The following is a 14,646-nucleotide window of genomic DNA, read 5'->3' on the forward strand; positions in this document are numbered from 1 at the left end:
GAGGGGCGTCATATGACAGATTCTTGCCTGGTTCATAAGCTCGATATTTTTCTCCAGCTCACCGATCGTGAAAAGGGCGCGCTTACCGAACTTGAAAAATCGCCCAGGGATTATGCAGCCGGCGAAACGATTATCGAGGAAGGCGACGACGCGGATACGCTCTACATTGTACAGCACGGTTGGCTATATTCGAGCAATATGCTCGCGGACGGCAGCCGGCAGATCCTGCTGCTCCACTATCCCGGCGACATATTGGGGACCGCCAGCATCGCGTTCGACGAGGCGGGTTCGAGCGTCGTTGCCGGCGAACCTGCGACATTGTGCCGCTTTCCGAAAAACGCGCTGGGCCGACTGTTCGACGCGCATCCCAGGCTCGCGGCGCTGGTCTACGCACTGGGTATGCTCGAGAATGTGACGCTCTCCGACCGGCTGAAAGTGCTGGGCAGCTCTCCCGGGAAGGGAAGGCTGGCGGGCTTCCTCATGGAGATCGTCAGTCGGATCCGGGCGACGCGAGACGAAATGATCACCCATCTGGACATGACCTTGACCCAGGCCGACATCGGCGATGCCATTGGCCTCAACAAGATTCACGTCAACCGGCTGCTCCGCGAGCTCGAGCAGGAAGATTTCGCAATCCGGCGCGATGGCAGGCGGATCGAGATCCTCCGCGAAGACTTTCTGTGCGACATCTCGTCCTTTTCCGACCGGTACAGGGAAGTCGATACGAGCTGGTTCCCGCCGCCGCAGAGTTAGGACGACGCGGAAGCGGTTTGTGCGGCCGGATCCTCGCTGAGGTCGGTCAACGCGATTTTCTTCGCGCGGTCATAGCGATCGATCATGGATGCCCGATCGGCGGAACCGAAAAATTCCTGGACGGCGGGGACCATCTCGGCCTCTTCGTCGTCGATATGCCCGCAGACGATCTCTTCCAGCAACCGCGCATCATGATCCCAGTCTTCGGCCGGTTCTTCCCCGGCTTCCGAGAGCCTGGTCAGTAGCTCGGTCGCCACATTGTGCTCGGCGTGGCCGATATGGGCGAGATCGTTCCACTGCGGCATCCGGCCTTCCAGCGCGTTGTAGACCACCATCTCCTCGGCGACGCTATGGGCATAGTAGAGCCGTTTGAAATGCGACAGCGAGCGCCGGCGCGCCACATCGGACGCGCCTTCCTCGTTCATCACGGCCAGGAATTGCTTGAGGGTCCGGTGATCACCGTTGAGGCGGTCGATTATGTCCATCGGCGTTACTCCGTTCGAATATACGCGCTGCCGCCGTCTTGAAGCCGGTCTGCCCGAGAAGTCCGTGCAGCCCGGCGACGTTACATGAGCGAAATCAAGCGCGAATAAGCAAAAGCTAATGCCGCCCGGATTTTGCACGCCCAAGGTGCGAATCGCCGCAGCCAGCGGCGACAAAAAGGAGACGGATTATGCTGCGTTGGGCTTTGATATTTCTCGCGATCGCGATCGTTGCCGCCTTGCTCGGGCTGGGCGGCGTCGCCGGTTTCGCGATGTTCCTGGCCTATGGCGCGGGCATTTTGTTTCTGGTCTTCCTCGTCCTGCATTTCGTGCGCGGCAAGGTCTAGATGGGGCGGTGGGCCGGCCCCCGGCGCTAGCGCTGGGGGCCGTATTTCGCTTCGATCTGCCGCAGGCATTCGGCAAGCGAACGTTCGGGCACGGGCCGGTAGGTCCGGCCGGCAGGGTGGGCGTCGATCATCCGGTCGAGCCGGAACATCCGGAAATCCTCGCGCAGCTCGCACCAGGCGATGAGCGTCCAGACCTTGCCCCAGAACCACAGGCCGAGCGGCTGGACCGAGCGGCTGGTCGCGGCGCCGGTCTCGTCGCGATAGTCGAAGGAGAGGACGTCGCGCGCCTCGATGGCCGCCTCGCATTCATCGATCAGCTGTCGCGTCTCTTCGGTGATGCCCATCGGCGGCGCGAAAATCTGCGTGTTGGCGGCGCGGTCGCGTTCTTTTTCGGGGAGCACGGCCTCGATCTTGACCAGCGCCTCCTCGGCCGCGCGGGCCATCGTCACGCCGCCCCAGGACCGGACCATCCGGGCGCCCGCGACCAGTGCGACAATCTCGTCATGGGTGAACATCAGGGGAGGAAGATCGAACCCGCCGCGCATGACGTAGCCGACGCCGGCCTCGCCATCGATCGGAACGCCGGTCGACTGGAGATCGGCGATATCGCGATAGATGGTCCGCTCGGAGACTTCGAGCCGTTCGGCCAGCATCGCCGCAGTGACGAGCCGACCGCCGCGCAGATATTGCACGATCTGGAACAGGCGGTCGGCTCGGCGCATCGGGCGGTTATAGACGCTAGATCTTGAAGATGCCGAGCGAATTGCCCTCGGTATCGATCGCATAGAAGAAGGATCCGGCGGGGATCGAGATCACATCGGAGACGATCTCGCCGCCCGCTTCGCCGACCCGTGCCATCGCATCGTCGAGTTCGCAATCGACGGCGAGATGCGCGGTGATGCCTTCACCCTTGCCGGCGGGTGCGCCGGGATAGAGATGGCCGGCCGCGCCGACGCCACCCGGATAGGGCAGCATTGCCATCGGATTGGGGCCGGTATCGTCGCGTTTCAGCGGTTCGCCGATCACTTTTTCATAGAATCCTACGGCGCGGTCGAGATCCGTGACGGGGATTTCCGCCCAGACGATTCGGTTGGGATAGACTTCGGTCATTGGCTTGTTCCTTCCTTGCGTTGGGACCAAGCCGTTAATGCCATACCCCTCCTGACAGGGTTGTGTCAGGAGTGATCGGGCGGTTTACCGACGCGCGGAAATATTGTGCGAATATCGATCATGCGGCGGTCAGCTGCCGATATAGCCGAACAGATGGCCACCCACCTTGCGCATCTGGATTTCCTCCGCGCCCTCGGTGATCCGGTAGCGCCGGTGATGGCGATAGATATGCTCGAACGGTTTGTGCCGCGAATAGCCTATGCCGCCATGGACCTGCATCGCGCGGTCCGCTGCGTCGCAGACGAGCCGGTTCGCGCGATAGTTGCACATGGAGACCTTGTCGGAGAGTCGCTTGGCAACCTCCGTCTTGGGCATCTGGTCCATCTGCCAGGCGGTCTTGTAGATCAGCAGACGGAGCATCTCGGCATCGGTCTGCAGCTCGACCAGCGGAAACTGGATCGCCTGGTTGGCGGAGAGCGGCTTGCCGAAGGGCTTGCGCTCGCCGGCGTATCGCACCGATTCATCGATGCAATATTGCGCCGCGCCTAGGGATGAAGCGGCCTGGCGGATACGGTTTTCGTGGACGAAATGCTGCGCGCAGGCGAGGCCCCATTCCGGATCGCCGAGGATCGCATCGCCCGGCACCCAGACATCGGTCAGCGATACCTTGGGGTGGTCGGTCGGCATATTGAACGTCCACAGATATTCGCCGACCTCGAAGCCCTGCGCGTCGGCGGGGACGATGAAGCAGGTGATGCCCTTCGCCGCGCCGTCATCGCCGCTCGTCCGCGCGAAAACCATGCAATGGGTCGCCACATGGCTTCCGGTGGTCCACATCTTCTCGCCGTTGATCCGCCAGCCATCGACGCCGTCGCGCGTCTCCGGAACGCCGCGCGTTTCCATATGGGTGGCGTCCGAGCCATGCGCTTCCTCGGTCAGCCCGAACGTCCAGCGCATCTTGCCTTCGAGCATCGCGGGGATGAAGTCGCGCTTCTGCTCCTCGGTCCCGAAATCGCGGACCATCAGCGGCTGGACGAGATTGCCGACGATCGAGCTCTCATTCTGCAGATCGTTGTGGAGGCCCAGCCCCTTGTGCGCGAGATGCTCGCGAATACGCGCCATCGCGAGGTTGGACCCGTCCTTGCCGCCGAACTCCTTGGGCAGCGCGAAGCGATAATGGCCGGCGGCATCGGCGCGGCGGCGCATCTCGACGAGCAGCTCCTCCCATTCCTTGCGCGGCAGACCGTTGTTATCCCAGTCGGTCCGCGCATGTTCGCGGCGATGGTCGAAGAAACGGATATTGTCGTCCTGCTGCTCGAGCGGCCTGATCTCGGCCTCGATAAAACTATCGAGTTCGCCGAGATAATCCTCGATCTCCTGGGGAATTTCGAAACTCATGGGCGGCTCCACTGTTTGAGGGCGGCGGCGAGGCCGGGATATTTGGGCTGGTCGATGGACAGGCGTTCGAGTGCGGTCAGGCGCAGATGGGCGAGCAAGGCCGGGTCGGTCGGGGAGAGGCTGCCATCGGCGAGACCGTCGCGCAGTCCATCGACCGTCAGACCGAGCCCGTCGAGCCGCTCCTGCTGCCGTGCCGCGAAGATCGGTCCCAATTCGGTTTCGCGTTGCAGCATACCCATGGCGTTCTTGGCCACGCGCGCCTGGAAAAGGTCGCGGCCCTTGGCGTTCGGGATCACCTCGTCGCTGTCCCAGCCGATCAGCGCTTCGAGCAATTCGGCGCTGTGCGTTTCGCCGTCACGGGCGGGCGGCTCGGGCGGCGGCCATTCGATGGTCCGGCCCTTGCTCTCGCCGACCACCGGATCGAAGAGCAGCAGCAGATCGACCTCGACCTCGCTCACCCGCCGTCCGATGACCACCCGCTCCAGGCTGCGGTCGCGGCCCGACCGCCATATCTCCGTCATGCCGAGACAGCAGACGCCCCACCAGAGAGTCGAGTAGATCAGCCAGAAATCGAAGCGCGCGCGGTCGACGGGCGCACCGCCGGCTTCGGCATAGGCGGCGAGAAACGGTTCGATCTCGGCAAAACCGCCGACCGGCCTGTCATGCCGGGTGAAGCGCCAGCTCGGCGTGCAGATATAGGCGAGATCCTGTGCCGGATCGCCGATATGGGCGAGCTCCCAGTCGAGGATCGCCGCGATGCCGTTCCCGTCGATCATCAGATTGCCCATGCGGAAATCGCCGTGGAGCAGACGGGGTTCGCCGGGCGCCGGGAGGTGATCCTCCAGCCAGCGCAGCGCGTAATCGAACACCGGCATCGCCGCGCCGGAATCGCGGTAGCGCTCGCCGAGATCGGCGAGCACGGCCGCCGTTTCGTCGTACGGGATGTTTGCGGGCAGCATGTCGAGCGGAACGGCGTGGATTTTGGCCAGCTCCATCGCGCATTGTCTCGCCAGGACCTGTTCGGCCTCGGCAAATTCCGGATTGCCGAGGATTTTGTGCGGCAGGGTTTCGCCTGCGATCCGGGCCATCAGATAGCCTTTGCCCAGTCCGTCATCCGGTTCGAGAATACCGAGCATCGGCGGTGCCGCGATATCGCGGTCGCAGGCCAGCGCGATCAGCCGCGCCTCGCTTTCCATCGAAATGCGCGCCAGCTCTTCGCTGCGTTCGCCGCTGCCCGGCGCGCGGCGCAGGACGAGCTTTCGTGTCCCATAATCGAAGCCCCAGCTTTCCATGTTCGCGCCGCCGGTCAGCCGTCTGAGATTGGCGATCTCCGCATCTTCGTCGAACAGGCGCGCGCAAAAGGCGGCGAGCTGGGTTTCGAAGGCAGGGTCGGACATGGGTTGACGCTAGCGGCAACCGGACGGGCCTTCAACGCTTGCATCGCGATGCGGCGCTGCCTAGTCGGAACGCAAACAACAGGGGTCTATCATGCGGGCATTCATCTTTCCGGGGCAGGGCAGCCAGGCCGTCGGCATGGGCGCCGCGCTAGCCGAAGCGAGCGCGGTGGCGCGGGAAACGTTCGAGGAGGTGGACGAGACGCTCGGGCAGAAACTTTCCAAGCTGATGCGCGAAGGGCCCGAGGACGAGCTGACGCTGACCGAGAATGCCCAGCCCGCGATCATGGCGAACGCGATCGCCACCTTGCGGGTGCTCGAGAAAGAGGGCGGTGTCACGCTTGCCGACACGGCCGATTTCGTCGCCGGGCACAGCCTGGGCGAATATACGGCGCTCTGCGCGGCCGGCGGGTTCGATCTCGCCACGACGGCGCGTTTGCTCAAACGACGCGGCCAGGCGATGCAGGCGGCTGTGCCGGTGGGCGAGGGGGCGATGGCGGTGTTTCTGGGCCTCGATTTCGCGCCTGCGCAGGAAGTGGCCGAGGCTGCCGCCCAGGGCGAGGTTTGTGTGATCGCCAATGACAATGCGCCGGGTCAGATCGTGATTTCCGGCCACAAGGCGGCGGTCGACAGGGCCTGCGAGATGGCGAAGGAAAAGGGGGCGCGCCGTGCGATGCCGCTCACCGTATCGGCGCCGTTTCACTGCCCGCTGATGAAGCCCGCGGCCGATGCGATGGAAGAGGCGCTGGCTGGTGTCGAAATCCATCCGCTGTCCGCGATGCTCTATGCGAATGTCACAGCCTCGGCGGTCGGCGAGCATGAGGCGATCCGCGGGCTTCTGGTAGAGCAGGTGACGGCGATGGTCCGCTGGCGCGAAAGCATCGCGGCGATGGCGGACGAGGGCGTGAACCAGTTTGTCGAGTTCGGCGGCAAGGTCGTTGCGCCGATGGTCAAACGCATCGCGCCCGACGCTGACCAGAAGAGCGTTGTCTCGATGGACGATATCGAGGCGCTGGCGAGACAATCGTGAATCACGCGAAGACGCAAAGACGCGAAGGAGTTGATCGCGAGGCAGTCGCCACGGACATCATAGATGCCGCGCTCGCACTGCATAAAGATCTGGGGCCCGGATTGCTGGAAAGCGTGTACGAGATGGTCCTGGCCGCCGAACTGGAACGGCGGGGCCATTCGATCATTCGTCAGCGCCCGGTTGATATAGAATACAAGGATTTGCGCTTCGATGCCGCGTTCAGGATCGACTTGCTAGTCGATGACTGCGTGTTGATCGAGGTGAAATCGGTAGAGCGTTTAAGCCGTGTCCATCAAAAGCAGTTGCTGACCTATCTCAAATTGACAAAGCAGCCCCTTGGGCTGCTTATCAACTTTGGCGGAGCAACTCTCAAAGAAGGCCTCCATCGCGTCGTCAACAATTATTGATACTTCGCGTCTTTGCGTCTTCGCGTGTATCCATCCACCCAAAATCAAAAGGCAATCCCATGTTCGATCTTTCAGGCAAAACCGCGCTGGTGACCGGCGCGTCGGGCGGCATCGGGTCCGCGATCGCCAAGGCGCTGGCGGCGCAGGGCGCGAAAGTCGCGCTGTCCGGCACGCGCGACGAGGCGCTCAAGGCGGTGGCGGCGGCGATCGGCGGCGATCCGGTGATTTTGCCGTGCAACCTCTCCGATCCGGAAGCGGTCGATGCGCTGATCCCCGCGGCGATCGAGGCGCTCGGGCAGCTCGATATCCTCGTCAACAATGCCGGTGTGACGCGCGACAATCTCGCGATGCGGATGAAGGACGAGGAATGGAGCGACGTCATTCGCATCAACCTGGAAGCCGCATTCCGGCTGGCGCGCGCCTCGCTGCGCCCGATGATGAAGGCGAAGGGCGGGCGGATCATCTCGATCACGTCGGTCGTGGGCGCCACCGGCAATCCGGGACAGGCCAATTATGCGGCCTCCAAGGCCGGTCTGGTGGGCATGTCCAAGGCGCTGGCCCAAGAGGTCGCGAGCCGCGGGATCACGGTGAATTGCGTCGCTCCGGGCTTTATCCGATCCGCGATGACGGAGGAACTGCCCGATGCGCAGAAAGAGGCGCTGATGACCCGGATTCCGGCCGGAAAACTGGGCGAGGGCGAGGATATCGCCGCCGCCGTCGCCTATCTCGCATCGGACGAGGCGGCCTATATTACCGGCGAAACCTTGCATGTGAACGGCGGAATGGCGATGTTATAGCTTGCCGTCAGATGAACGGGCTTGCGCCAGAAAGCGCTGCCCTTTAGGAAAACCGGGAAACATAAGAGCAAAGGATATTCCATGAGCGATACTGCCGATCGGGTGAAAAAGATCGTCACCGAGCATCTCGGCGTCGAGGCCGACAAGGTTACCGAAGATGCGGCCTTTATCGATGATCTGGGCGCGGACAGCCTCGATATCGTCGAACTGGTCATGGCGTTCGAAGAGGAATTCGGCGTCGAAATTCCCGACGATGCCGCCGAGGATATCGCGACCGTGAAGGATGCGATCACCTATATCGAAAAACAGAACGCCTGATCGCGATTGCGATAAGGGAGCCCGGTCGAAAGACCGAGCCAGATGGATTAGAACGGCTCCCCGGTCCGATACCCGGGGGGCCGTTTTGCTGTTATCGGGTCCGCCTGTCGGGCCTTGAACGAGGGAGGCACTGAAATGCGCCGTGTAGTTGTCACCGGACTGGGATTGGTCACGCCGCTCGGCGGCGATGTCGAGACCAGCTGGAAGAACCTGACCGCCGCAAAGTCGGGCGCTGGCCAGATCGCCCGGTTCGATCCGTCCGACCAGAAATGCACGATCGCCTGCGAAGTGAAGCCGGCCGATCATCCCTATGGGTTCGATCCCGGCCTGCGCGTCGACCACAAGGTCCAGCGGCAGGTCGATCCCTTCATCATCTACGGTATCGATGCCGCCGGCCAGGCGCTCGAAGATGCCGGGCTGACCGAGATGTCCGAAGAAGATCGGATGCGGGCGGGCTGTTCGATCGGTTCTGGTATTGGCGGCCTGCCGGGTATCGAGAGTGAATCGCTGGTCCTCGCCGAACGTGGCCCGGGCCGTGTCAGCCCGCATTTCGTGCACGGCCGGCTCATCAACCTGATCTCGGGGCAGGTCAGCATCAAATACGGCCTGATGGGTCCGAACCATGCGGTCGTGACCGCCTGCTCGACCGGCGCCCACTCGATCGGCGATGCGGCGCGGATGATCGCGCTCGACGATGCCGATGTGATGCTGGCCGGCGGATCGGAATGCGCGATCTGCCCGATCGGCATTGCAGGGTTCGCCCAGGCAAAAGCGCTGTGCACCAACCGCAACGACGATCCCGAGGCGGCCAGCCGTCCTTATGACAAGGATCGCAGCGGCTTCGTCATGGGCGAAGGGGCCGGGGTGGTCGTGCTCGAGGAATATGAGCGCGCCAAGGCGCGCGGCGCGACCATCTATGCCGAAGTCGTCGGCTATGGCCTGTCGGGCGATGCCTATCACGTTACCGCACCACATCCGGAAGGCGTGGGCGCCTATCGCTCGATGGAGATGGCGCTGCGCAAGGCCGGGACAAATCCCGACGACATCGACTATATCAATGCGCACGGCACCTCGACCATGGCCGATCTCATCGAGCTGGATGCAGTGAAGCGATTGTTCGGCGATGCCGCCAATTCGCTGTCGATGAGTTCGACCAAATCGGCGATCGGACACCTTCTGGGCGGTGCCGGGGCGGTGGAATCCATCTTCTGCATTCTCGCCCTCCGCGACCAGATCGTCCCGCCGACATTGAACCTCGACAGTCCGGAGGACGGCACGGAGGGCATGGACCTCGTTCCGCACCAGGCGAAGGAGCGCGAAGTGAAGGCCGTGCTCAACAACAGTTTCGGCTTCGGCGGCACCAATGCCAGCCTCGTGATGCGAGCCGTTTAGGGAATAACAGTCATGCGTAAGCTCGGTTGTCTGGGGCTCATTGTTGCGGGGTTGCTGATCGCCGGGCTTGTCGCCGCGCTGCGCGCGTGGGGCGGCGAGGGGCCGCTGGAAGAACCGGTCGCCGTGGTGATCCAGGAAGGCGAAACGCTGACCGATGCGGCGGGGACGCTGGAGGAAGCCGGCGTCATCCGGTCGCAAAGCCGGTTCCTTCTCTTCGCGCGGTTCCTCGGCAACAATGCCCCGATCCGGACCGGCGAATATGAAATGCCGGCCCGGGTCAGCCAATCCGAAGCGTTGCGCATCTTGCAGGAAGAGCCACCGATCCAGCGGTTCGTGACGATCCCCGAAGGCATGCCGGCGGTGCTCGTCCATCAGCGGTTGATGGCGACCGAGTTCCTGACCGGCGAGATACCGGTTCCCGAAGAAGGATCTGTCCTGGCCGACAGCTATGCCTATGAACGCGGCGAAAGCCGGGCGGATGTACTGGCGCGCATGCAACTGGCGCTCGACGAGGAACTGGCCGCGCTCTGGGCGGCGCGGAGCGAGGATATCGCCGTCTCCACGCCCGAGGAAGCGATCATCCTCGCCTCGATCGTCGAGAAGGAAACCGCGGAACCCTCCGAGCGTCCGCTGATCGCCGGGGTCTATTCTAACCGGCTGCGGATCGGGATGCGGCTCCAGGCCGATCCGACGATCATCTACCCGATCACCCAGGGACGTGCGCTGGGCCGTCGCATCCGGCGCTCGGAGATCGACGCGCGCAACGATTACAACACCTATTCCATGGCCGGTCTGCCGCGCGGGCCGATCGCCAATGTCGGGCGAGAGGCCATCGAAGCCGTGCTCAACCCGGCCGAAACCGATGCGCTGTTCTTCGTTGCCGACGGCAGCGGCGGGCATGTGTTCGCCGAGTCCTATGGCGAGCATCGCGAGAATGTCGAACGCTGGTACGATTTGCGGCGGCAGCGCGGCGAGATGGATTAGCGGCTAGCGCAGCCAGCCACGCCGGGTTCCGTTCCGCGCGTACCAGATCTGGAATATGCCGACGAGTACGACGATGATCGGGAAGATCGCGGCGGACGCGGGCATGATGTCGAGATAGCCGCTCAGGAAAAATGTCCAGACATGCTGGATCAGCACCGCGACCAGCGAAACGACGAACAGCGTGCGCGCCCAGGATTTGCGGGCGAGAAGGCCGATCGCGCCGCCCAGTCCGCCGAACACCGCAACCGCGAACGCGCCCGTGACCCATCCCGGCGTCGACTGGAAAATGGCAAGCTCAGCGGCGGACAGGCTCCGGGAGAGTTGCTCGGCGGATGCCGTCGTCAGCATCACATATTGAAACACCCCGATCGCGTTCCAGACCAGTATGACTGTCGATATCGCCCAGAACGAGCCGGGCGGCTTTCTGCTCAAAACCTTGTTCACGGCGATCCCCACCGATTTGTCTTATGCGGACGGCCTTAGCCGATTCCGGCAAAAATGTGAATAAACTGGGGATAACTCTGGTGGCTAAAGCCTTAAGCCGGAATATTCCTCGAACCCGGCCATCAGGTTGAGATTCTGCACGGCGGCGCCCGCCGCGCCCTTTCCGAGATTGTCGAGTATCGCACAGAGCCGGACCTGGCCTGCGTCCGGATTGGCGAAGACCATGATCTCCATCCGGTCGGTTCCCGCGCAGCGTTCGATCGGGACGAGATCGAGCGCGCCGGTCTCGGCCTCGTCGAGCACGGCTATGAGCGCGCTGTCGGCATAATGGTCCCGCAGGGCCGCGCGGACATCGCCGGGTCCGGTTCCGCCGCGCATTTGCTCGAGATGCAGTGGAATTTCGACGAGCATGCCGCGATAAAGATTGGCGACCGATGGCGAGAACAGGGGCGGGCTGTCGAGCCCGCTATGCGCCTGCATCTCGGGAAGATGCTTGTGCCGGAGGGGCAGGGCATAATTGCGGAACGCCGTGCTGGCGGTCCCGCTTTCGAATTCCTCGATCATCGCGCGCCCGCCGCCCGAATAGCCCGATATGGCATTGACGCTGATCGCGGCGTCGGCCGGCAGGATACCGGCCATCATCAGAGGATGAGTCATGGCGATGAAAGTTTGCGCATAGCAGCCGGGATTGGCGACATGCTTGCTCGTCGCGATGGCGTTGCGATGGTTCGGTTCCCATTCGGGAAAGCCATAGGTCCAGTCCGGCGCCGTCCGGTGTGCGGTCGAGGCGTCGATGATTCGCGTGTCGGCGCCATCGAGCATTGCCACCGCTTCCCGCGCCGCTTCGTCGGGCAGGCAGAGGATGGCGATATCCGCGCTGCGCAGCGCGTCCAGCCGCGCATCGGCATCCTTGCGCCGGTCGTCGTCCAGCACGATCGACGTGATTTCCGGCCGGTCGGCGAGCCGATCGCGGATTTCCAGCCCAGTCGTCCCGTGGCCGCCATCGATGAATATGGAGGTCGTCATCCGGCGATCCTGCGACGCGCCAGCACCGGTTCGTCGTGCTTTTCGGCGATCCGCGCGATCACGTCGGCCAACGGTTCGGTGCATGTTTTTCCGTTGTGACCGCTGGCATGGATCAGCGTTTCGCTATCGACCATCAGCCCCACATGCTCGGGGAAGAAGACGAGGTCACCGCGCCGGAGCTCGGCGCCATCGGGCAGGATGTCGCCGGCCGAGGCCTGTTGGAGATCGCTGTCGCGCTGGACCCGATGTCCGGCCATCCCGAGCGACAGCTGCACCAGGCCCGAACAGTCGATGCCATTGGCGCTGCGGCCGCCGAGCAGATAGGGCGTATCGATCAACATCTCCGCAATTGCGACCGGATCGCTGGCGGCTTCGTCGATCGCCCGGGCGTCCGCGAGCGCGATGGAGCCGGTTTCCGTCATCAGGCAGTCGCCTTCGGCGGTGCCGGCGACCCGGCTGCCCATGAACAGGGTGGACGGCGCGTTATCGGCCTGGGCCAGCGCCAGAGATGTGGAAATGGCCGAGACGATGTGCGTGGCCTCGCCGTCGGGAATCAGCGCGTCCTTGCGTACGAAGCCGACAAAATGGTCGTGCAGACCATAGCCCCAGGCCCAGCCGTCTACTGTATCGAGGAGGGCGAAACCCTCACCGTATAACAGTTGCGATCCAAGTTCGCTGGTTTCCGAGGGGTCGGCATGAAGGTTGGCGACCGAAAGACCGATCCGCCGCGCGACCGGTGCGACGTAATGCGGAAGTGCGATCCGGTCGGCGAGCGCGATATCGGCGATGTCGTCGCGATAGGCGTGAATGCGCGGGTCGAGATCGACCGTTGTCGATGTCAGCGCGAAACTACGCCGCGCTGGCGTTTTCGATTCTGTGAGTGCTGCCGTTGGTGCCGGCTGGCCGGTCGTGACCGATGAGTTGTTCGAACCGTTCAAGAAAAAGCGCCCCAGTTGATGTCCGCGCGATGAAGATGTTGCGGCGGTCGCTTTCATCACGTTCGCGTCGCAGATAGCCGAGGGCGGAGAGAGTATTCAAGGCGCGAGTCACAACCGGTTTCGAAACCTGCAGTTTTTCAGCCAGGCCGCGTACCGTGTGCGGTCCGGGGGTCCCATAGATGATCAACAATAGAGCCATCTGGCGATTGCTAAGATCAGGCTCGCCCGAGCGGACATAGCCCATCAACGCATTCATCCATTTTCCAAGCGGTTTGCTCGGCATCATAAGCTCCTTTCTTGCAACCCACATTTTTGGCGGATCAATAAAGGATTAACGCCCGACGCGCCGGTTGGTTTCATGAGTCTCCCGATTAGTCATCGAAACGATCATACAACACATTGTTTTTTATGAATATTCAGGTTTTCGAATAACGGTTTTTCAGCATTTCCCAATGGGCCCGGACGCCGAGCGCTTCGCCGCCCTTTGGCCGCCCCGGCTTGGCGGTGTTACGCCAGGCGAAAGTGTCGAGATGCGTCCAGGCCGTGCCGTTTTCCACAAATTTGCGCAGGAAAAGAGCTGCGGTCGAGGCACCCGCCATCGCGACGGACGAGGTGTTGCTGAGATCGGCGACCGGCGATTTCAGCCATTCGTCATAGCCATCCCATAGCGGCAGCCGCCATACGGGATCGTCGATTTCCATTCCCGCGTCGGCGATTTCGCTCGCGAGCGCTTCATCGTCGGTGAACAGCGCGGGAAGGTCGGGCCCGAGCGCGGTTCGGGCAGCGCCAGTCAGCGTCGCGAAATCGATCAGCAGTTCGGGATCGTCCTCGCAGGCCTTGTTCAGCGCGTCGCCGAGGATGAGCCGGCCTTCGGCATCCGTATTCCCGATCTCGACGCTGAGCCCCTTGCGGCTCGACAGGATATCGCCCGGGCGGAATGCGTTGCCGGCAATCGCGTTCTCGACGGCCGGGATCAGCAGGTGCAGCCGGACCGGCAGTTTCCGCCCCATGACGAGGCCCGCCAGCGCCAGTGCATGCGCCGCACCGCCCATATCCTTCTTCATCCAGCGCATACCAGCCGCGCCCTTGATATCGAGGCCGCCGGAATCGAAACAGACGCCCTTGCCGACGATCGCTATCCGCGGATTCTCCGTGTCGCCCCAGTGAAGTTCGATCAGGCGCGGTGCCCGGTCGGTCGAGGCGGCCCGGCCGACGGCGTCGATCATCGGGTAACCCTCGGTCAGTTCGGTCCCTGAAACGACCGACAGTTCTGCGCCATGGCGCGTTGCGATCTCTTCCGCCGCTTCCTGCAGTTCGGCCGGGCCCATGTCGCCGGCCGGGATGTTCACGAGGGTGCGGACCAGGTCGGTGGCATCGGCCAGCGCGATCAGTTCCTCGATCGTCGCCGGCTTCGATGTCAGCAGGATTTTCGGTCCGTTCGCATCGGACTCCTGTTTGTAACGATCGAACCGATATTGGGCGCAGAGCCAACCGAACGCCGCCTGGCCCGGATCGCCCTCGGCCAGCCGATAGGTGCCCGCGGGCAGGGTTTCGGCCGCTTTCGCCAAGCACCAGCTCGTCAGTTTATCCGGGTCCGACACGCCGATCGCCGTCGACCAGTCGTCCGGTGTCTCACCGGTGACGATCGCGAGCTCGCCTTCCTTTCCCGCAAAACCCTGCGCCTTGACCGATTGACGTTCGCGATCGGGCAGGGCCTTGAACCAGTCGTCGAAGCCATCGGTATTGACGAGATGGAGCGTCTGGGCGGCCTGGCCCTTGTCGGGCTGGAGCATCGGGGCATATTCGGTCATAATTGGAGCCTTAGA

The 14,646-nt window shown here is 63.2% G+C and carries 18 protein-coding genes; 8 read left to right on the forward strand and 10 right to left on the reverse strand.

Annotation, left to right across the window (positions count from 1 at the left end; all coding sequences use genetic code 11):
* The first annotated feature begins 12 nt into the window (after nt 1–12).
* Nucleotides 13–753, forward strand: coding sequence for a Crp/Fnr family transcriptional regulator (locus HFP57_RS01300; protein ID WP_176868075.1), 741 nt, complete (start codon nt 13–15; stop codon nt 751–753).
* Here HFP57_RS01300 and HFP57_RS01305 read toward each other — a convergent pair.
* On the reverse strand, nt 750–1,238 hold the full coding sequence (locus HFP57_RS01305) for a hemerythrin domain-containing protein (protein ID WP_176868076.1): 489 nt from the start codon (nt 1,236–1,238) through the stop codon (nt 750–752). The two genes, HFP57_RS01300 and HFP57_RS01305, sit on opposite strands and share 4 nt — an antisense overlap.
* 188 nt (nt 1,239–1,426) lie before the next feature.
* Between HFP57_RS01305 and HFP57_RS01310 the strand changes: the two genes are divergently transcribed.
* On the forward strand, nt 1,427–1,582 hold the full coding sequence (locus HFP57_RS01310) for a DUF1328 domain-containing protein (protein ID WP_176868077.1): 156 nt from the start codon (nt 1,427–1,429) through the stop codon (nt 1,580–1,582).
* A gap of 26 nt (nt 1,583–1,608) precedes the next feature.
* On the opposite strand, the gene HFP57_RS01315 is transcribed toward HFP57_RS01310, so the two are convergent.
* The 4 genes from HFP57_RS01315 to HFP57_RS01330 form a co-directional block, all read right to left on the reverse strand.
* Nucleotides 1,609–2,304, reverse strand: coding sequence for a helix-turn-helix transcriptional regulator (locus HFP57_RS01315; RefSeq protein ID WP_176868078.1), 696 nt, complete (start codon nt 2,302–2,304; stop codon nt 1,609–1,611).
* A 16-nt stretch (nt 2,305–2,320) separates the two neighbouring features.
* Nucleotides 2,321–2,692, reverse strand: a complete 372-nt coding sequence (locus HFP57_RS01320; protein ID WP_176868079.1) for a VOC family protein — start codon at nt 2,690–2,692, stop codon at nt 2,321–2,323.
* A 129-nt stretch (nt 2,693–2,821) separates the two neighbouring features.
* Entirely contained in the window at nt 2,822–4,090 is a 1,269-nt protein-coding gene (locus HFP57_RS01325) for an acyl-CoA dehydrogenase family protein (RefSeq protein WP_176868080.1), read from the reverse strand.
* Nucleotides 4,087–5,487, reverse strand: a complete 1,401-nt coding sequence (locus HFP57_RS01330; RefSeq protein ID WP_176868081.1) for a phosphotransferase family protein — start codon at nt 5,485–5,487, stop codon at nt 4,087–4,089. The genes HFP57_RS01325 and HFP57_RS01330 overlap by 4 nt, the downstream gene beginning before the upstream one ends.
* 91 nt (nt 5,488–5,578) lie before the next feature.
* On the opposite strand from HFP57_RS01330, the gene fabD reads away from it, so the two are divergent.
* From fabD to mltG, 6 genes are all read left to right on the forward strand, one after another.
* On the forward strand, nt 5,579–6,514 hold the full coding sequence (gene fabD / locus HFP57_RS01335) for an ACP S-malonyltransferase (protein WP_176868082.1): 936 nt from the start codon (nt 5,579–5,581) through the stop codon (nt 6,512–6,514).
* Nucleotides 6,511–6,921: a GxxExxY protein gene (locus tag HFP57_RS01340; protein ID WP_246263242.1), complete on the forward strand. Its 411-nt coding sequence runs from the start codon at nt 6,511–6,513 to the stop codon at nt 6,919–6,921. The genes fabD and HFP57_RS01340 overlap by 4 nt, the downstream gene beginning before the upstream one ends.
* A gap of 59 nt (nt 6,922–6,980) precedes the next feature.
* Nucleotides 6,981–7,718, forward strand: a complete 738-nt coding sequence (gene fabG / locus HFP57_RS01345; protein WP_176868083.1) for a 3-oxoacyl-ACP reductase FabG — start codon at nt 6,981–6,983, stop codon at nt 7,716–7,718.
* A gap of 81 nt (nt 7,719–7,799) precedes the next feature.
* Nucleotides 7,800–8,036, forward strand: a complete 237-nt coding sequence (locus HFP57_RS01350) for an acyl carrier protein (RefSeq protein ID WP_176868084.1) — start codon at nt 7,800–7,802, stop codon at nt 8,034–8,036.
* Between the two features lie 135 nt (nt 8,037–8,171).
* Entirely contained in the window at nt 8,172–9,428 is a 1,257-nt protein-coding gene (fabF, locus tag HFP57_RS01355) for a beta-ketoacyl-ACP synthase II (protein WP_176868085.1), read from the forward strand.
* A 12-nt stretch (nt 9,429–9,440) separates the two neighbouring features.
* Nucleotides 9,441–10,412 (forward strand): endolytic transglycosylase MltG, encoded by a 972-nt coding sequence (gene mltG, locus HFP57_RS01360; RefSeq protein ID WP_176868086.1) that lies wholly within the window; start codon nt 9,441–9,443, stop codon nt 10,410–10,412.
* A gap of 3 nt (nt 10,413–10,415) precedes the next feature.
* Here mltG and HFP57_RS01365 read toward each other — a convergent pair whose 3' ends face one another.
* The 5 genes from HFP57_RS01365 to HFP57_RS01385 form a co-directional block, all read right to left on the reverse strand.
* The gene (locus tag HFP57_RS01365; RefSeq protein WP_176868087.1) at nt 10,416–10,856 is read right to left on the reverse strand and encodes a hypothetical protein; all 441 of its coding nucleotides are present in this window, start codon (nt 10,854–10,856) and stop codon (nt 10,416–10,418) included.
* 84 nt (nt 10,857–10,940) lie between these two features.
* Nucleotides 10,941–11,882, reverse strand: coding sequence for an N-acetyl-gamma-glutamyl-phosphate reductase (gene argC, locus HFP57_RS01370; protein ID WP_176868088.1), 942 nt, complete (start codon nt 11,880–11,882; stop codon nt 10,941–10,943).
* Nucleotides 11,879–12,820 carry a C40 family peptidase gene (locus HFP57_RS01375; protein WP_246263243.1) on the reverse strand — a complete coding sequence of 314 codons (942 nt, stop codon included), beginning with the start codon at nt 12,818–12,820 and terminating at the stop codon, nt 11,879–11,881. The genes argC and HFP57_RS01375 overlap by 4 nt, the downstream gene beginning before the upstream one ends.
* A complete protein-coding gene (locus tag HFP57_RS01380) occupies nt 12,732–13,076 on the reverse strand; it encodes a MarR family transcriptional regulator (protein WP_176871088.1) in 345 nt (114 codons plus the stop codon). Before HFP57_RS01380 ends, HFP57_RS01375 begins: the two co-directional genes overlap by 89 nt.
* A gap of 160 nt (nt 13,077–13,236) precedes the next feature.
* Nucleotides 13,237–14,631: a leucyl aminopeptidase family protein gene (locus HFP57_RS01385; RefSeq protein WP_176868089.1), complete on the reverse strand. Its 1,395-nt coding sequence runs from the start codon at nt 14,629–14,631 to the stop codon at nt 13,237–13,239.
* Between the last annotated feature and the right edge of the window lie 15 nt (nt 14,632–14,646).

The organism is Parasphingopyxis algicola, from assembly GCF_013378075.1.
GTDB classification, from domain to species: domain Bacteria; phylum Pseudomonadota; class Alphaproteobacteria; order Sphingomonadales; family Sphingomonadaceae; genus Parasphingopyxis; species Parasphingopyxis algicola.